At 37.9% G+C, this 18567-nt stretch carries 19 protein-coding genes; 16 read left to right on the top strand and 3 right to left on the bottom strand.

The genetic code is table 11. The features are described 5' to 3' along the window. Positions 1-79: 79 nt before the first annotated feature. The 11 genes from rpoZ (at position 80) to panB (ending at position 9459) form a co-directional block, all read left to right on the top strand. Positions 80-478 carry a DNA-directed RNA polymerase subunit omega gene (rpoZ, locus tag ABD909_RS00220; RefSeq protein ID WP_345095934.1) on the top strand — a complete coding sequence of 133 codons (399 nt, stop codon included), beginning with the start codon at positions 80-82 and terminating at the stop codon, positions 476-478. A 130-nt stretch (positions 479-608) separates the two neighbouring features. Further along, positions 609-2834 (top strand): RelA/SpoT family protein, encoded by a 2226-nt coding sequence (locus ABD909_RS00225; protein ID WP_345095935.1) that lies wholly within the window; start codon positions 609-611, stop codon positions 2832-2834. Positions 2835-2850: 16 nt separating this feature from the next. Continuing rightward, positions 2851-3429, top strand: coding sequence for an orotate phosphoribosyltransferase (pyrE, locus tag ABD909_RS00230; RefSeq protein ID WP_345095936.1), 579 nt, complete (start codon positions 2851-2853; stop codon positions 3427-3429). 96 nt (positions 3430-3525) lie between these two features. Further along, positions 3526-4128 (top strand): DUF2062 domain-containing protein, encoded by a 603-nt coding sequence (locus ABD909_RS00235; protein ID WP_345095937.1) that lies wholly within the window; start codon positions 3526-3528, stop codon positions 4126-4128. Continuing rightward, entirely contained in the window at positions 4125-4526 is a 402-nt protein-coding gene (acpS, locus tag ABD909_RS00240; protein ID WP_345095938.1) for a holo-ACP synthase, read from the top strand. Before ABD909_RS00235 ends, acpS begins: the two co-directional genes overlap by 4 nt. A gap of 81 nt (positions 4527-4607) precedes the next feature. Further along, positions 4608-5420, top strand: coding sequence for a signal peptidase I (gene lepB / locus ABD909_RS00245; RefSeq protein WP_345095939.1), 813 nt, complete (start codon positions 4608-4610; stop codon positions 5418-5420). Then, positions 5401-6099, top strand: coding sequence for a ribonuclease III (rnc, locus tag ABD909_RS00250; protein ID WP_345095940.1), 699 nt, complete (start codon positions 5401-5403; stop codon positions 6097-6099). Before lepB ends, rnc begins: the two co-directional genes overlap by 20 nt. Before the next feature lie 2 nt (positions 6100-6101). After that, the gene (gene era / locus ABD909_RS00255) at positions 6102-7007 is read left to right on the top strand and encodes a GTPase Era (RefSeq protein ID WP_345095973.1); all 906 of its coding nucleotides are present in this window, start codon (positions 6102-6104) and stop codon (positions 7005-7007) included. A gap of 1 nt (position 7008) precedes the next feature. Beyond that, entirely contained in the window at positions 7009-7740 is a 732-nt protein-coding gene (recO, locus tag ABD909_RS00260) for a DNA repair protein RecO (RefSeq protein ID WP_345095941.1), read from the top strand. A 37-nt stretch (positions 7741-7777) separates the two neighbouring features. Further along, on the top strand, positions 7778-8644 hold the full coding sequence (gene panC / locus ABD909_RS00265; RefSeq protein ID WP_345095942.1) for a pantoate--beta-alanine ligase: 867 nt from the start codon (positions 7778-7780) through the stop codon (positions 8642-8644). Beyond that, positions 8641-9459 carry a 3-methyl-2-oxobutanoate hydroxymethyltransferase gene (gene panB / locus ABD909_RS00270; RefSeq protein WP_345095943.1) on the top strand — a complete coding sequence of 273 codons (819 nt, stop codon included), beginning with the start codon at positions 8641-8643 and terminating at the stop codon, positions 9457-9459. Before panC ends, panB begins: the two co-directional genes overlap by 4 nt. Positions 9460-9604: 145 nt before the next feature. On the opposite strand, the gene ABD909_RS00275 is transcribed toward panB, so the two are convergent. Both ABD909_RS00275 and ygfZ read right to left on the bottom strand, forming a co-directional pair. After that, entirely contained in the window at positions 9605-10225 is a 621-nt protein-coding gene (locus ABD909_RS00275; protein ID WP_345095944.1) for a YfbR-like 5'-deoxynucleotidase, read from the bottom strand. Further along, positions 10225-11091 (bottom strand): CAF17-like 4Fe-4S cluster assembly/insertion protein YgfZ, encoded by an 867-nt coding sequence (gene ygfZ / locus ABD909_RS00280; RefSeq protein WP_345095945.1) that lies wholly within the window; start codon positions 11089-11091, stop codon positions 10225-10227. The genes ABD909_RS00275 and ygfZ overlap by 1 nt, the downstream gene beginning before the upstream one ends. 64 nt (positions 11092-11155) lie before the next feature. Here ygfZ and ABD909_RS00285 point away from each other — a divergent pair, with 64 nt between their 5' ends. Further along, positions 11156-12484 carry a dihydroorotase gene (locus ABD909_RS00285; RefSeq protein ID WP_345095946.1) on the top strand — a complete coding sequence of 443 codons (1329 nt, stop codon included), beginning with the start codon at positions 11156-11158 and terminating at the stop codon, positions 12482-12484. A 132-nt stretch (positions 12485-12616) separates the two neighbouring features. On the opposite strand, the gene ABD909_RS00290 is transcribed toward ABD909_RS00285, so the two are convergent. Continuing rightward, positions 12617-13045: a TIGR02301 family protein gene (locus ABD909_RS00290; protein WP_345095974.1), complete on the bottom strand. Its 429-nt coding sequence runs from the start codon at positions 13043-13045 to the stop codon at positions 12617-12619. Positions 13046-13521: 476 nt separating this feature from the next. Here ABD909_RS00290 and cysS point away from each other — a divergent pair, with 476 nt between their 5' ends. The 4 genes from cysS (at position 13522) to ABD909_RS00310 (ending at position 18567) form a co-directional block, all read left to right on the top strand. Next, the gene (cysS, locus tag ABD909_RS00295; RefSeq protein ID WP_345095975.1) at positions 13522-15030 is read left to right on the top strand and encodes a cysteine--tRNA ligase; all 1509 of its coding nucleotides are present in this window, start codon (positions 13522-13524) and stop codon (positions 15028-15030) included. Between the two features lie 41 nt (positions 15031-15071). After that, positions 15072-15743 carry a DUF421 domain-containing protein gene (locus tag ABD909_RS00300; protein WP_345095976.1) on the top strand — a complete coding sequence of 224 codons (672 nt, stop codon included), beginning with the start codon at positions 15072-15074 and terminating at the stop codon, positions 15741-15743. A gap of 124 nt (positions 15744-15867) precedes the next feature. Beyond that, a complete protein-coding gene (locus ABD909_RS00305) occupies positions 15868-17751 on the top strand; it encodes an ABCB family ABC transporter ATP-binding protein/permease (protein ID WP_345095947.1) in 1884 nt (627 codons plus the stop codon). 117 nt (positions 17752-17868) lie between these two features. Further along, positions 17869-18567, top strand: coding sequence for a phosphatidylserine decarboxylase (locus ABD909_RS00310; protein WP_345095948.1), 699 nt, complete (start codon positions 17869-17871; stop codon positions 18565-18567).

The raw sequence follows: 18567 nt of genomic DNA on the forward strand, positions 1-18567 counted from the left end.
TTTCTTGTGTTTTATTTTGTTTATTGTATATACTCTGCGCTTATTAGGAAATTTTTTAATCTTTAAGAAAGAAGCATAAATGGCCCGCGTAACGGTAGAAGATTGTATTGATAAAGTCGATAATCGCTTTGAGTTAGTGCTTTTAGCTGGACATCGGGCGCGTCAGATTTCACAGGGGGCGCAGATCACGGTTGATCGTGATAATGATAAAAATCCAGTTGTTGCTTTGCGTGAAATAGCAGAAGAAACATTATCACCAGCTGATTTGAAAGAAGATCTTATTCATTCGTTGCAAAAGCATGTGGAAGTCGATGAACCAGAAATGGCCAGTGAGTTTATCACGCATTCAGGTGAAACTGAAAATGTTTTTGGAGCATCAACGGAAGAAGAAAGTGCTTTATTCGATCATATGTCAGAAGAAGAGCTTTTAGCGGGTATTGAAGGTTTGGTTGTTCCGGAGAAAAGTGACGATTATTAATTGCCGTGATTTATATTAGAGGGGGAGAATATACGTTGTCATGCGGAGGTGGTTATTTTCGGGTCTTTTATTGATGAAATATTCGTATTCAATAAGGATTAAATTGTGAAAAGATAAAGGATATACTCGTATGATGCGTCAGTGTGAGCTTGTTGAACGTGTTCAACGTTACAAGTCTGACGTAGATGAAGCTCTGTTAAACAGAGCCTACGATTATGCAATGCAGAAGCATGGACATCAAAAGCGTGCTTCCGGTGATCTTTACTTTTCTCATCCCTTAGAAGTTGCCGCTATTTTGACGGATATGCGCTTGGATGAAGCAACAATTGCTGTTGCTCTTTTGCATGATACAATTGAAGATACGAGTGCGACACGTGCAGAAATTGATCAACTTTTCGGATCTGAAATTGGTAAGTTGGTTGAAGGTCTCACAAAACTTAATAAGCTTGATCTTGTATCGAAGAAGGCAGTACAAGCAGAGAATCTCCGTAAATTGCTTATTGCTATTTCTGATGATGTTCGTGTTCTTTTAGTCAAACTCGCTGATCGCCTTCATAACATGCGTACTCTTGGTGTTATGCGTGATGATAAGCGCCGGCGTATTGCTGAGGAGACAATGGATATTTATGCACCACTTGCTGGTCGTATGGGTATGCAGGATATGCGCGAGGAGTTAGAGGATCTTTCTTTCTTTTATTTAAATCCAGATGGTTATCGTACGATAACCAATCGACTTTCTGAATTATCAAAGCGCAATCGAGATTTGCTTTCTCGGATTGAAAACGAACTGACAAAACTTTTTTTCGAGAATGGCATTAAAGCAGATGTTAAAAGCCGTCAAAAGAAATCTTATTCAGTTTTTCGTAAAATGGAAAGTAAGGCATTATCCTTTGAACAATTATCTGATATTTTTGGTTTTCGCGTTATTGTTGAAACAGTAAATGATTGTTATCGTGCTCTTGGTGTAATCCATACGACATGGCCAATGGTTCCTGGTCGTTTTAAAGATTATATTTCTATTCCAAAGCAGAATGATTATCGCTCCATTCATACAACAATTGTAGGTCCTTCGAGGCAACGTGTTGAACTACAGATTAGAACTGCTGCTATGGATGAAGTTGCTGAATATGGCGTTGCTGCACATTCTATTTATAAAGAGTACGGTTCCAATTATTCGACTTCAAAATTATCAAACGAAACCAATGCCTATGCGTGGTTGCGTCAAACGATACAATCTTTGTCAGATGGAGATAATCCAGAAGAGTTTTTAGAACATACAAAGCTTGAACTTTTTCAAGATCAAGTTTTTTGTTTTACGCCCAAAGGTCGCCTGATTGCCTTTCCAAAAGGCGCTACCCCTATTGATTTTGCTTACGCAGTTCATACTGATATTGGTGATTCTTGTGTTGGGGTAAAAATCAATGGTCGTATTATGCCTTTAATGACAAAATTAAAAAATGGTGATGAAGTTGATATTATACGTTCACAAGCACAAATACCACCAGCAGCGTGGGAGTTTCTTGTTGTAACAGGCAAAGCGCGTTCAGCCATTCGCCGCGCAACCCGCGCAGCGGTACGTAAACAATATTCAGGTCTTGGCTATCGTATACTTGAGCGTTCATTTGAGTATGTGGAAAAACAATTTTCAAAGGATGCTCTCAAACAAGCTTTACCACGTTTGGCACGCAAAGATGTGGAAGATGTATTGGCTGCTGTTGGACGGGGCGAACTACCCTCCGCTGATGTTATTAAAGCAATTTATCCTGATTATCAAGATCACCGTGTCGTACAAAAGTCATCTTTTAAGCCTGGAGAAGAAGGTTGGTTTAACATTGAAAATGCTCAAGGTATGATTTTTAAAGTTCCAGAAAATGAAAAGGATACAACTGCAGAGAATCGTCAATCCAAAGCCTTACCTATTCGAGGGACCCACGGTGATATTCCTGTACGATTTTCTCCTGAAGGTGCTGTTCCGGGAGACAGGATTGTTGGCATCATGCAACCCGGTGCTGGAATTGTTATTTATCCAATACAATCTTCGGCTTTGATGGCATATGATGATCAGCCAGAACGATGGATTGATGTTCGCTGGGATATTGATGCTCAAATGAATGAACGTTTTCCAGCTCGGATTAATATTTTGGTTGTTAATAGCCCTGGTTCTTTGGCTGAAATTACGCAAGTGATTTCTGCCAATGATGCCAATATACAAAATTTATCTTTTATTCATACAGCACCAGATTTCACAGAAATTATGCTTGATTTGGAAGTTTGGGATTTAAAACATTTGAATCGTATTTTTTCTCAGTTAAAAGAGGCAGGTTCGGTTAGCGCAATACGGCGGGTTCATGGATAAAAAGTGAGATTTTACAATGAATACACAAGATGTGATTAATATTTTTAAACAAGCAGATGCTATTTTGGAAGGGCATTTTATTTTAACATCAGGTCGTCATAGTGCTATTTATATGCAGAAGGCGAAAGTATTCATGCATGCTAGCTTAACGGAAAAATTATGTTGTGGATTAGCTGAAAAAATCAAAAAGTCTATTGAAGGAAAAATTGATTATGTAGTTGGTCCCGCGATTGGTGGTCTTATTCCTTCCTATGAAACTTCACGTCATCTTGGGGTCCCCTCTTTGTGGGTAGAGCGTGTAAATGGCGTATTTGAGCTGCGTCGTTTTGAAATCAAAAAGGGTGCAAGGGTTGTAATTGTTGAAGATATTGTAACAACAGGTCTTTCCATTCGTGAGACGGTTGAGGCTCTGGTTGCAGCGGGAGCAGATGTGGTGGCGAGTGCGTGTATCCTTGATCGTTCTGGCGGTACGGCTAATGTTGGAGTTCCATTGATTGCTCTTGCTAAATACGAGATAGAATCTTACGCTAGTGATGCACTTCCTGCTGAACTTGCAGCACTTCCAGCGATCAAGCCGGGAAGTCGAAATATTTAATTGTCTTTCTATTTCTTTTTGTGCAAAAAACTTGAATAAATTTATTTAAATGAAGCGGATTATTTTCGTTATCACAAAATGTATATTGAGAGGCATATGCTTTTTCGTCGTCGAGAACCACTAGATTTTATAAAGCGTGTTCGGCTTTGGTTATGGCCACGTCGTTCATTTTCTCGCTCATTTTGCTACATACGTAAACGTATTTTACGTATCTCAGCAACACCGCATAAAATTGCATTGGGGTTTTCTATAGGCATTTTTTTAGCTTGTTCACCTCTCTTTGGCATGCATATCATTTTAGCAATATTTTTTTCTTGGGTTTTGCGAGCAAATTTTGCAGCGGCAATTATTGGAACAATTTTTTCTAATCCACTGACATTTTTACTCATTGTTATGGCTGATTATAAGATTGGTTATTTTTTACTATCACTTTTTAGCAATGTAAATGAGATTTCTCTTTCACAAATTCGCGCTCTCTTTGATAGTTTAACACTGTCAAATGTTTCTCTGCTTTTCAAGGGAGCATGGGACTCAATCATGAGACCGATGATTTTAGGTGGTACGCTTTTGGGAGTTACTTTGGGTAGCTTATCTTATATAGGTGTTTATAGAGCAATAGCTCGTTTTCAAAAAAAGCGATATCAAAAAATTATAAACAAAAAGCATATGTGGCAGAAAAAAACGGGTGATACCTTATGATCATTGGTATTGGGAATGATCTTGTTGATATAAGACGCATCGAAAAAATGTTGATTCGTTATGGTGACCGTTTTGTGCAACGCATTTTTACTGATATTGAACAGATCAAATCTGAAAATCTTCAAAAAAGATCTTCTTCTTATGCCAAGAGATTTGCTGCCAAAGAAGCATGTGCTAAAGCTTTAGGGACCGGGATTGCTTGTGGTGTGGGTTGGAAAGACATGGGAGTAGTCAATTTACTATCCGGCAAGCCAATCATGAAGCTAACAGGTTGTGCACAAATGCACTTACAAAAATTATTGCCTCTTTCTTATGAAGCTGTCATTCATTTAAGTATAACGGATGATTTTCCTTGGGCGCAGGCATTTGTTATTATTGAAGCGCTTCCACGTGGATAGATCTTGTGGGAGATTGTACTTTTTTTATTTGAACATTATGATAAAAAGTGAATTATATCTGTAGTGGGAAGGGTGTTTATAATGATCCAGAAAGAAAAAATACATAAAAAGGAAGAAAAAGGCGGAGTTTTTGAATTTATTTGGGTTTTGATACAGGCTCTATTGTTAGCAGCGCTTATTCGTACAGTTTTTTTTCAGCCTTTTAGTATTCCTTCCGGTTCCATGCGTCCTACTTTGCTTGTAGGGGATTATCTGTTTGTTTCAAAATATGCATATGGATATTCTCGTTTTTCTATTCCTTTTTCTCTTCCGCTTTTTTCGGGACGGATTTGGGCTTCTCAGCCTCAGCGTGGCGATGTCGTTGTTTTTCGTTTACCAAGTGATCCAAAGATTGATTATATAAAACGTGTTATTGGACTACCTGGTGATCGTATACAAGTTCGTCAAAGTGTCCTTTATATTAATAATGAAGCTGTTTCGCGTCATTTTATGGGGAAAATTGATAATTCTGATATAACGGAGGTTAATTATCCTGTTAATGTTTATCGTGAGACACTGTCCAATGGTGTTAGCTACGATACACTTGATTTAGCTTTTATTTCAAAAGTTGATGATACGAAAGTTTTTGAAGTTCCAGCAGGTCATTATTTTATGATGGGTGACAACCGCGATAATTCAGACGATAGTCGTTTGGATGTAGGCTATGTTCCAGAGGAGAATCTGGTTGGTCGAGCAAGTATGATTTTTTTCTCTATTTGTAATGGTTCAAGTGCTTGGCAGATTTGGCGTTGGCCATTTGATATACGTTGGAGTCGTTTGTTTTCTTTTATCAATACTGTTCATGATTTGCCGCTTATCAAACAAGGAAACAATAATGAAGCGTCCAATGATTGATCAGCTTGAGAAGCTGACGGGGCATCGCTTTAAAGATGAAGAGAGATTAAAAAGAGCATTAACACATTCTAGTGTCCAAGATTCGGAACAAGGGAATTATGAGCGACTGGAATTTCTAGGTGATCGGGTTCTGGGACTTTTGATTGCAGAAATGCTCTATCAATTTTTTCCGCAGGCAAGTGAAGGCGAATTATCGGTGCGTTTAAATGGTTTGGTGAATGCACACACATGTGCCGATGTTGCGCGAGAAATGGGGTTGCCTAACATGATCCATGTTGGTTTTGAGATGAGAAATTTCGAGAGGCGTCGACTCATCAATATGCATGCTGATGTGGTAGAAGCTTTAATTGCTGTGGTCTATCTAGAAGGAGGATTGGAGAGCGTTCGCCCCTTTATTCAAAGATATTGGCAAAGCCGAGCAAAACAAATGGACGCTGGTCGGCGTGATGCCAAGACAGAGTTACAGGAATGGGCTCATATGCAGGGTAATGTGCAACCACATTATCGTATTATAAAGCGTTCGGGTCCAGATCATGATCCTATTTTTATGGTAGAGGTAAGCATTGTTGGTTTTGCTCCAGAGATTGGGCAGGGCAGTTCTAAAAGAAATGCCGAAAGAATGGCAGCTGAGAAAGTGTTACGACGAGAAGGGATATGGGAAACAATGGGCAAAAGTTAATCATGGATGACGTTATGAAAATGCGTTCTGGCTTTGTTGTACTTATTGGGATGCCGAATGCTGGCAAATCAACGTTGGTGAATCAGTTAGTTGGAACGAAGGTTTCAATTGTAACGCATAAGGTACAAACAACACGGACTTTAATCCGCGGCATTGTCATTCATCATAATACGCAAATCGTGTTGGTTGACACACCAGGTGTTTTCCGTCCTCATAAGCGGTTAGAACGCGCGATGGTATCTACTGCTTGGGGGAGTGTTAAGAGTGCTGATATTCTTTTAGTTTTGATTGATGTTCAAAGTGGTCTTTCGGATGATGTATATATGATGTTAGATATTGTAAAAAATATTAAGCAAGATAAGATTCTCGTTCTTAATAAGATTGATACAGTTGCGAAAGAATCCCTTTTAGCATTAACCGCCAAAATAAATGGGCATGTGAAGTTTGTGCAGACATTTATGATTTCAGCTCTCAATGGTTCTGGTTGTAAGGATTTGCTTCACACATTGAGTAACATGATGCAGGAAGGACCATGGTATTATCCAGAGGATCAAATTTCGGATATGCCGATGCGTCATCTTGCTGCTGAAATTACGCGCGAAAAGCTTTTTATTCGTCTTCATGATGAACTTCCTTATTCTTCAACAGTTGAAACAGAGAGTTGGGAAGAGCGTTCAGATGGTTCAGTAAAAATTAATCAAGTCATTTATGTGGAACGTGATAGCCAGAAAAAAATTGTTTTAGGCGCAAAAGGCGATACAATTAAAGCAATTGGTCAAGCAGCACGTAAGGAGTTGATGGAAATTATGGATCAAAAAGTTCATCTTTTTCTGTTTGTGAAAGTGCGTGGTCATTGGGACAGTGATCCGGAACGTTACCGTGAAATGGGATTGGATTTTCTAAAATAAAATGAAATGGAAAGAGCAAGCCATTATTCTTGGTACACGCCAGTGTGGTGAAACAAGTGTTATTCTTGAAATTATGACACGTCAGCATGGTCGTTATATGGGTGTGGTCAAAGGAGGACGTTCACGTCGTATGGCAGCACTTCTTCAACCTGGAAATTTTGTTGAGGCGGAATGGTGGGCACGTTTAGACGAACATTTGGGACTTTTTCGCCTTGAAGCGCTTGATCTACATGCAGCACGATTAATAATTTTACCAGAAGCACTGTATGCTTTGCAGTTATTGGCTTTTCATTTGCGGTTTCTTCCTGAACGAAGTCCGCATCCTGTTTTATATGATCTTTTACATCTTTTTATGCAGAGTTTTGAAGAGCCATCTGTTATTGCGGAATTGCTTGTACGTTTTGAAATGCGGCTTCTTGAGGAGCTTGGTTTTGGTCTTGATTTATCTCGTTGTGCTGCAACAGGAAGTTTAGAAAGACTTATCTATGTTTCACCAAAATCGGGACAGGCTGTTTGTGAGCAAGCAGGGCAGCCTTGGAAAGAAAAACTTCTCATTCTCCCCCAGTTTCTTATACGAAGAATGACTCGTCCTGTAGATTTTAGCGATGTAATAAATGGTTTTATTTTAACAGGCTTCTTTTTATTGCGTCATGTTTGGGAACCACGAGATATAAAACAACCATCGGTGCGTATGAATTTGATACAATTATTTGAACGGCGATTTCGTATGTAAGCTTTAACTTGTTAATTGAATAAATATTAAAAAGAATATGAAAATACAAATTTTAAAAACAATTGCTGAAATACGTCAATGTATTACCGAAGAACGGCGTTTAGGATTTTCAATTGGATTGGTTCCCACTATGGGAGCGTTACATGAAGGCCATCTCGCATTAGTACAGCAAGCAAAAGCAATGTGTGATCGCAGTGTGGTTTCTATTTTTGTCAATCCGAAACAATTTGCTTCCCATGAAGATTTTGATCAATATCCCAGAGATTTACAGGGTGATTGTGCTTTGTTAAAAAAAGCAGGTGTTGAATATGTTTTTGCACCCTTTACTGATGAGATGTGGCCACGAGGAAATGAAACAATTGTAAAAGTGGAAAAACTATCGCGTATATTAATCGGAAGATTACGTCCTGGGCATTTTTGTGGTGTGAGCAGTGTTGTTGCTAAACTTTTTAATATTGTTCAACCGGATAAGGCTTTTTTTGGAGAAAAAGATTTTCAACAAATCTCGATTATTCGACGGATGGTTGAAGATTTGGCTTTTCCTATTGAAATTATTGGTGTGCCTATTTTACGTGAAGCAGATGGTGTAGCGTATTCTTCACGAAATAAACTTTTAACATTAGAAGATCGTAAAGCAGCAAAAATTATTCCTGAAAGTGGTAAAGCTGCTGAAGAGCTTTATCACCAAGGTGAAAGATCTGTTGCGAAATTATGCAAAATTGTTCGCAATATTTTACAACAAGAATCACGCGCGATTGTTGAATCCATAGATTTACAGGATATGAAAACGTTATGCACAGTTAAAGGAAAACTAGAAAAACCTGCAGTTTTATTGCTCACTGTTCGTTTTGGTACTGTGAGGCTTATTGACCAATATATGTTGCAAGAGAAGGCTGAGAAATGAGTATACATAATGAAACCGTGAAGCGTATAACGTCTGCTGAAATACGCTCAAGAAAAGGTCAAAAACCGATTGTTTCACTCACAGCTTATCAGGCTTATACGGCACGGATTGCTGATCCCTATTGCGATATACTTTTGGTTGGTGATAGTGTTGGTATGGTGGTATATGGATTTGAAACAACACTTCCTGTTAATTTAGATATGATGATTTTGCATGGGAAAGCAGTTATGCGTGGTTCTCAGAAGGCGCTTGTCATTGTTGATATGCCTTTTGGTTCCTATGAAGAAAGTCCAGAACAGGCTTTTTTGAATGCGTCGCGTATTCTTGCACAAACAGGGTGTGGGGCAGTGAAACTTGAAGGAGGTATTTATATAGCAGAAACAATCGATTTTTTATCTAAACGCGGTATTCCAGTTATGGGGCATATCGGTCTTACGCCACAGGCGGTAAATCGTTTTGGTGGTTTTAAGACACAAGGACGAAAGCAGAGTGATTGGCAAAGAATTGAAGACGATGGAGCAGCGATTGAAGAAGCTGGTGCTTTTGCTGTTGTGATAGAAGGAGTTGTTGAGCCTTTAGCAATAAAGCTTACAGAAAAACTTTCTATCCCAACTATTGGTATTGGTGCATCCAATCAGTGTGATGGACAAATATTGGTTATGGAAGATATGTTAGGTTATGGGGCGCATGTGCCAAAATTTATACGTCGTTATGGTGCTCTTGAACAAGCAATGGAGACCGCTATCAAGAATTATGCAGATGATGTTATATCACGTGCTTTTCCAGCAGATAGGGAAGTTTATAAACTAAAATAAAATCCAGTTTAATATAAAAATCTTAAACAAAATGTATTGATGGTTAGGCTCTGATAATGAGTGTTCACATTTTCAAAGTATTTTTGTTTATATTCAATGATGATTGGCTTTTGAACACACGGATTTTAAAAATTTTTGCAGAGAATTAATATGATCTCTGAGCATCAAGATCATTAAAACGCGTTAAAAAAGCATTTTCAATTTGTTGTGTAGAATAGAGTTGCAAATTGAGATCATCGCATAAAATATTATTGGGAGAACCAAAATAGCGAAGGGCTTCTTCTGTATTAAATCCAGCAAGTGTAATAGCTTCGTAAAATGCAGCAATACGATCAGCTTTCTTGATTTTTTTCAAAAGTTTTTGAGAGGGATCAATGGGGAGAGAAAAGCGCATATGAATAGCATCTTGTATACGTTTTTCGATAAGCTCATATTGTTTTCCAATAACAGCTTTAAAGGGTGAAATAATATCACCAATGACATATTCTGGCGCATCATGGAGGAGAGCGCATAAACACTCATTACTGTGCGATTGCGGACAAAGCTTTTGAAATATTTGTTCTACCAAAAGTGAATGTTGTGCTACAGAATAGGCATAATCTCCTTGTGTTTGACCATTCCAACGCGCAACGCGGGCAAGACCATGGGCAATATCTTCGATTTCAATATCGAAAGGAGAGGGATTTAGAAGGTCAAGTCGTCGGCCAGAAAGCATTCTTTGCCAAGCACGTGCTTCTCCTTTTCGTGATAATTCAACTTTAGCCATTAATGCATTTCCATAGTGCTTTCAGGGAAGGTAAAATTCATATTTTCAGCAATGCTTATGGTAACGGGAACATCTTTTACTGTAAATGGGATATTATTATCCATAGCATCTTTGACATGATCAATACGCGTTAAAATAAGAGCTTCATTTTCAGCACATGTTCCCAAATAACCAAGGATTTTTGTTCCTGCTTCAACACTGGAATTAGGGGTTAATTCTTGTTGACTCTTTACGATCAAAAGACGGCGACGTACTGCGTGACGGTGATACATGCGTGAAACAATTTCCTGTCCAATATAACACCCTTTATTAAAGGAAAGCCCATTAATTTGATCATAATTAATATCATGGGGAAAGACTTTACCTATTTCATAATCTTGACCACTTTCTGCGATTGCATAACGGATACGTAATCGATTCCAGATGTCACAATATTCTGAAGCCAAAAAGGGTGTTGTTCCATAAGTCCGTATGATTTTTTCTTTTTGTGGAAAGCGTTTATCAATAAAACTTGAATCAAAATTTAAAGTATCTGATTCATTATTCCAAGAAACTGTAACAAGTTCTTGTAATGGTTTTGTAATTTCTACTTTTTTATGGAGTTTATAGAGGAGCAGGCGTTTGTAGAAGGTATCAGCCAGAGAGACAACGATATCAATCAGATAACCATCATCTCTTTTGCCGATAAGAAAATCAGCAAGAACTTTTCCTTGTGGGGATAAAAGTGCACTAGGAAAAATTTCTTGTGGGCCAATTTTTGTCACATCTGTTGTGATAAGGACTTGCAGAAAGTTTGTTGCTTCTTCACCAGTAACTTTAATAATTCTACGGTTTTTAAAAAGAATGGCATTTTGTTTTTCAATCATGGTTCTTGCCTTTCTGCCCAAAGTTACATAATCGATAAAGAAAGGATATGTAAGGAGTATGGCTATGTTTAAAACATTTGATACAATTTTTAAAGGTGCAACGGTTGTAAATCATGATGGAAAAAATCAACGTGATATTGGTATTACAAATGGCCGTATTGCTGAAATTGGTGACCTTACATGTACATCTGCTGGAGAAGTTATTGATTGTACAGGGCTGCATATTTTGCCAGGGATTATCGATAGTCAAGTTCATTTTCGTGAACCAGGCAGTGAACATAAAGAAGATTTAGAAAGTGGCTCCTATTCTGCGGTATTAGGGGGGGTTACAGCGGTGTTTGAAATGCCTAATACCAATCCCTTAACCACATCAGAAGAGGCATTGTCTGATAAAGTAAAACGCGGATTTCATCGGATGCATTGTGATTTTGCATTTTGGGTTGGAGGAACGCGTGAAAATGCCCATGAGCTCTCTGAGTTAGAAAGATTACCAGGTGCTGCTGGAGTTAAAGTCTTCATGGGATCTTCGACCGGTAATCTGTTGGTAGATGATGATGAAAGTGTGCGTCTTATTTTGAAAAATACGCGCCGTCGTGCGGCTTTTCATTCTGAAGATGAAGAAAGACTTGGAGAGCGTAAAATATTACGGATTGAAGGAGATGCGTCATCCCATCCGGTTTGGCGTGATGAGATTGCAGCATTAAAATGTACGCGACGCTTGGTAAAAATTGCGCATGAAACAAAGGCACGTATTCATGTATTACACCTCTCCACAGCAGAAGAAATTGATTTTCTAAAAAAGCACAAAGATGTGGCAACAATTGAAGTTACACAACATCATTTAACTTTAACAGCTCATGATTATCAGCGCTTTGGTACATTGATTCAAATGAATCCACCAATCCGCGAGAGTCGCCACTGTGAAGCTCTTTGGTATGGTGTGCAGCAAGGTATTGTTGATGTATTAGGTTCTGATCATGCGCCTCATACGCTTAAAGAAAAGCTTCAACCTTATCCTGCTTCACCTTCGGGGATGACAGGTGTGCAAACAACGGCAGCAATTATGCTAACGCATGTCAATGCAGGGAAATTATCTCTTGAACGTTTTGTTGATCTCACCTCACATGGCCCTAGCCGCATTTTTGGTATAAGTTGTAAAGGACGCATTGCTGTTGGATATGATGCTGATTTAACCATTGTTGATTTGCAGCGAGAAGAAATGCTTACCAATACATTGATTGGTTCGCGTGCAGGTTGGACACCTTATGATGGTCAAAAAGTTAAAGGCTGGCCTGTTGGAACCATTATTCGTGGTATGCGTGTTATGTGGGAAGGTGAAATTGTCACGCCTTCGCAAGGTGAGCCTGTTAAATTTATAGAAGCTTTGGTTTAGTCAAATAAAGTTGATGGATTTTATAAAATAACTTTGTTTATTGCCAAAGGGTTTGCATGGTGCTGTTACCAGATGAAGTTAAAGGCGTATTGTAGATTATTCTTATATTTATAGTAGAGGCGGCTTATGAACTTACTCATTTTTTTTGGTTGGATAGCTTAAATCGATGGTTTGATAATTTTGTAAAGATTGATTGTTATAATGCATGAGAAGACTTTCGGATAAGGTGCTTCCTTCTTTAATATATCTTTGATTTGCTTCAATGGCTGATTGTGTGCAATAATGATAATTTTCTGAAAAAGCACGATAGGCTCTATTAAACGCTTCATAAAAATGAGCGCGTCTTTGTGATATCGGTTGTTCTGCTTCAATCAGTGCATGCATGTAGTTATACCAATGGTTTGTTGGAGGCTTACAAAGATTTTGTAATGCGTGTAGAGATCCCAAAATTTCTGCTAACCGTAGCAATTTTTCTTCATAGGGCGGTGATTGTTGCGCAAAGATTGGCCTTAAAGCGAAAAAAAATATAAAAAAAGTAATTTTTATCAATATGTTACGTATCAATTTATTTTCTTCCTTTTATAAATTTCTCTACAATGTACAATTGTGGATAAAATAGTTTGTGCATCATTACCAATAGTAGGTATATTATGAAATTTAGGGCGTGAAAGAGGGGAAGGAAAGCATTATGGGGATATTGAAAATTCCAATAAAGCTTTATGTGACTAAAAATTTCAGATTTTCTGTATAAAATTTGTTTTTCGTGGGAATTTATTTTCTTTTGGTATTGCAGGTTGCAGATTTTATTCTGTGATAATTTTTTCATTAAGAAAAAATAGCTATCGATAGAATATTCCAATCAAATAAAATAAATTGTTATTGTTACAGATGATGGATAAAGCCTAGATAAAAGTGGAGAAGTTGTGAGAAGTTTACAGAAGCTATACGAAAATTTTTGTTTAAATCACACGATGCAATAATTTGAGAAGAAGTTTTATCCTGAGAATCGGTAAGTCTAGTGCTAACGGAGTATAATGATGAGTAAGTTGCGATTTTATAATACGCTTACACGTAGAAAAGAAAATTTTACACCGATAGATGCTACAAAAGTGCGTCTTTATGTTTGTGGTCCGACAGTTTATGATTATGCCCACATAGGGAATGCACGTCCTGTAATTGTTTTTGATATGTTATTTCGCTTATTGCGTCATGTGTATGGTCATGATCATGTTATATATGCGCGTAATATTACCGATTTAGATGATAAAATTAATGCACGCGCAGCCCATGAGTATCCGAAATTAGCACTTAATGAAGCTATTGACCAGTTAACGCAGCGTACCTATTCTCAATTTCAAAAAGACACAATGGCACTAGGTTGTTTGTTACCAACCAGTCAGCCCCGAGCAACGGATCATTTAGAGGAAATGCGCGCCTTAATTGAAAGGTTGCTTGAAAAAGGACACGCTTATAAAGCGGAAAATCATATCTTATTTTCTATAAATAGCATAAAAAATCATCCCCATTATGGGGAATTTGCAAAACGCTCGTTGGAGGAAATGAAAGCGGGCGCGCGTGTTGATGTTGCTGCTTATAAAAGGGAGGAGATGGATTTTGTTTTATGGAAGCCCTCTGCGGCAGAAGAACCAGGTTGGGCATCACCGGCAGGAATTTCTGTTTTAGGACGTCCAGGCTGGCATATTGAATGTTCAGCAATGTCAATGGCAAAGCTGCTTTCCCCCTATGGCGGCGGTTTAAATTGCGATGATCCAGCAGCAAATATTTTTGATATCCATGGTGGTGGACTTGATTTGATTTTTCCTCACCATGAAAATGAGATTGCGCAAAGTTGTTCGGCTTTTGGAACGGAACGAATGGCTAATTTTTGGATGCATAATGGTTTTTTGCAAGTTGAAGGTAAAAAAATGTCAAAAAGCCTTGGTAATTTCCTGACTATTCGTTCTGTTTTAGAGAATGATTTTTTTGAATTTAATGATGCGTTAACCGATGAAATAAAGCAAAAGTGGGCAGGTTTGTCTGCACGTTTTTCGATGTTACAAACGCATTATCGTGAACCATTAAATTGGACAGCACAGCGTTTAGCAAACTCTAGTAACGAACTGTATCGTTGGTATAAATTGCTGCGCTGTGAAGGTGAGAGGTTAGAAAATAATGAAGTGGTTGAGGATTCTTTGATAAATGCTCTCAGTGACGATCTGAATACTCCAAGTGCATTTGCTCTTTTACGAAAATTTTATAAAATAGGAGATGCCGTAGCTCTTGCAAATGGAATGAATTTATTTGGGCTCTTACGTCAAAAATGGATAAAAGATGTAGAGTGTCCTTTGTTTATAAGAAATGCTCCTTTGAATGCAAAATTTATTGATCAGCGCATTGCCGAAAGACTACATCTTATCCATAATAAAGAGTGGGCAGCTGCGGATACAATTCGTGATGAGCTTGCAGCCGAGGGGATTATGTTAAAAGATAAAAAGGATCCACACACGGGTGAGCGTATAACGATGTGGGAAGTAAAGCGATTGTGATTTGCTTGTTCCAGCAGCTCTCGTAAAAAAGGGAGAATATGATGGAATTTATCTATAGTTATGGTTATGTTGCATTTAAATTAGCTGTTGGCCTTGTTGCCTTTCTATTTATTTTAAGAACAACGGGGCGCGGTAGTCTTAGTCAAATGACTCCTGTTGATTTGGTCAGTAATTTTGTAATGGGGAGTATTATTGGAGGCGTTATTTATAATTCGAATATTGGTACGACCCAACTGTTGATTGTTTTATGTATTTGGCAAACTTTGGTAACATCTCTTAATTTTTTTGCACGCTATTCCGTTTTTTTTCGTCGCCTTGTTGCAGGGCGAAATATCACACTGGTTTTAGATGGTGTCTTTCAAATAGATAAGATTGAAAGTTTGGGTATCAGTGTCAATGACTTAATTACAATGTTGCGTATTAAAAATTGTAGTTTACATGAAGCTGCGTTTGTTCATTTAGAAACCAATGGCGATTGCACCATTATTAAAAAGGAAGAGGGGAAAAAGTCTACTATTTTAGTAGAAAATGGTGAAATTATCGATGAAGGGCTTAAAGAGATTGGTAAATCAAAGGCATGGCTTCAAGCAGAATTGAAAAAAAAGCGTGTTAAAGTTGAAAGTTTATTTGCAGCGGAATGGTATGAACAGACAGATCAAAATAATAAACTTTATAAAGGATTATTTCTTGTCCCTTTTTCAAAAACAGTCTAACTTTAAACTTTTAAGAGGTGGAGCTTATTGGAAGCATAGAAGAAATAATATGAGACCAATGAGCAGCAACAGGGAGGTTTTTTTGTGGCCACCTGTTGAGGAGATGATAAAGAAATAAGGGCTTATGAAACGTAATGAAACGGTAAAAACTGTATCGTCAGAAACAGGTCAAACTTTCCATACACTTTACAATTTATGGCCTTATATGTGGCCGGCGGATCGACGTGATTTGAAAGTGCGCGTTCTATGGGCAATATTGTACCTTATTCTAGCCAAGCTGTTTCTCATTTCTGTACCTTATTTCTTTAAATATGCTACAAATACGCTTGATAGGAGCTTTAATCTCCCAGTATGGCTTTCATCCGGTTGGATTGTTCCTATCATGTTTGTTTTGGCATATAATATTGCACGTATTGTCCAAGCTGGATTAAACCAGTTACGCGATTCTCTATTTGCAACTGTTGGGCAACATGCTATTCGTCAACTTGCCTATAAGACCTTTGTACATATTCATGGATTATCTTTACGCTTTCATTTAGAAAAGCGAACTGGTGGGCTTTCTCGTGTGATTGAGCGTGGTACAAAGGGAATTGAAGCTATCGTTAGATTTTCAATTCTCAATACGGTACCAACGGTTTTAGAGTTTATTGTGACAGCACTTGTATTTTACATCAACTATGGAGGGGATTATGTCCTCATAGTTGTGATAATGGTGAGTGTTTATACTGTATTCACAATCAAGGCGAGTGATTGGCGTATTCGTATTCGGCAAGAAATGAATACAGCAGATACAGAGGCGAATACGCGTGCTGTTGATTCGCTTTTGAATTTTGAAACAGTCAAATATTTTTGTAATGAAACTCTGGAAGCGCATCGATTTGATTCTTCTATGGCAAATTATGAAAAATCAGCAACAAAAATTTGGACATCATTAAGCTGGCTTAATTTTGGTCAGGCTGTTATTTTTGGCATTGGCATGACTATTCTGATGTTGATGTCAGCTTACGAAGTTTTTCATAAGACACAGACTTTAGGGGATTTCGTTTTTATTAATGCAATCTTAATACAGCTTTCTATTCCACTAAATTTTATTGGTTCAATTTATCGTGATATTCGGCAAGGACTCACTGATATTGAGGCCATGTTTGATTTATTAGATGTTCAACAGGAAATTGTTGATAAATTGGATGCCAAACCATTGGTCGTGGGTGATGGTAACATTCGGTTTAATCAGGTTAATTTTTCCTATAATCCGTCTCGTCAGATTCTCAAAGAGATTAATTTTGAAATTCCTGGAGGAAAAACTGTTGCAATTGTTGGGCCTTCAGGTGCTGGTAAATCGACTATTTCTCGATTACTTTTTCGTTTTTATGATGTTGATGCAGGCTCCATCACAATTGACGGACAAGATATTCGTGATGTAACGCAAAAAAGTTTGCGTGAAGCGATTGGTATGGTACCTCAGGATACAGTATTATTTAATGATACAATTGCTTATAATATTCGCTACGGGCGTCCAAGTGCTACAGATGAAGAGATGCGCAAAGCTGCTGAAATGGCACAGATATCAAAATTTATTGAGATGCTTCCGGAAGGTTTTCAGTCTATGGTAGGCGAGCGTGGACTCAAATTATCAGGTGGTGAAAAGCAACGTGTGGCTATTGCTCGGACACTGTTAAAAGCACCTCCACTTCTTATTCTGGATGAAGCAACTGCAGCTCTTGATACGGCAACAGAACAGGAAATTCAACAAGCATTGGATATTGTCAGCCGTGGGCGTACAACATTGATAATTGCCCATCGTCTTTCTACTGTTATCAATGCTGATGAAATTTTGGTTCTCAAAAGTGGTCGTATTATTGAAAATGGAACACATTCAGAGCTTTTACGTAAGAAAGGTTTATATGCTTCCATGTGGAATAAACAACTTGAAGCATCAAAAGCTGAAGAAAAATTACGTAAAATGCGCGAAGAAGATGAAATAGGTGTTGTTAATCGTAAAAAATAAGCTGCGCAAAATATAAATTATAACTTTATATAGAGTAATTGGTTCAGTACAGAAAGGAGCAAGGAGGAACAAAAAGATTTATGACTTATTTAAGTTATACGATGAATAGGAAATGATATGAGTATTCTACAATCTATCCATAATGGTTTTACGCCAATCCATAAAGAGGGTTATCCTTTTATTGTTGCGTTTTTTATTATTTCGCTCATTCTTGGTTGGCTATGGAGTCCGTTATTTTGGTGTGGTCTTGTTCTCACTATTTGGTGTATTTACTTTTTTCGTGATCCAGATCGTGTGATTCCTTTAAATTCCAATTGGGTTATATCTCCTGCTGATGGGCGCATCTCATGTGTTGAAGCATGTATTCCGCCTGAAGAATTGGGATTAGGTAAAGAAGAAATGATCCGGATTTCCGTTTTTATGGATATTTTTTCATGCCACATTAATCGTATTCCCATAAATGGTACCATAGAGTCTATAGTTTATCGTCCAGGTAAGTTTGCCAATGCTGAGCTTGATAAAGCTAGTCAGTTTAATGAGCGTAATGGGATGGTGATTGACAGCAAACATGGTAAAATTGGTATGGTACAGATTGCCGGAATGATTGCGCGCCGGATTGTTTGTTGGGCGAAAGAAAATGATTCTGTTACGGTTGGAGAACGATTTGGTTTGATTCGTTTTGGTTCTCGCCTTGACATTTATGTACCAAATGCAGTGAAATTACGCGTTGCAGTTGGGCAAACAGCAATTGCGGGAGAGACAATCTTGGGTTCTTTTGATGAAAAGAGTGCTACAACTGATTTCAGATTTGATTAG

This window comes from Bartonella acomydis (assembly GCF_039543025.1).
Taxonomy (GTDB): Bacteria; Pseudomonadota; Alphaproteobacteria; order Rhizobiales; family Rhizobiaceae; genus Bartonella; species Bartonella acomydis.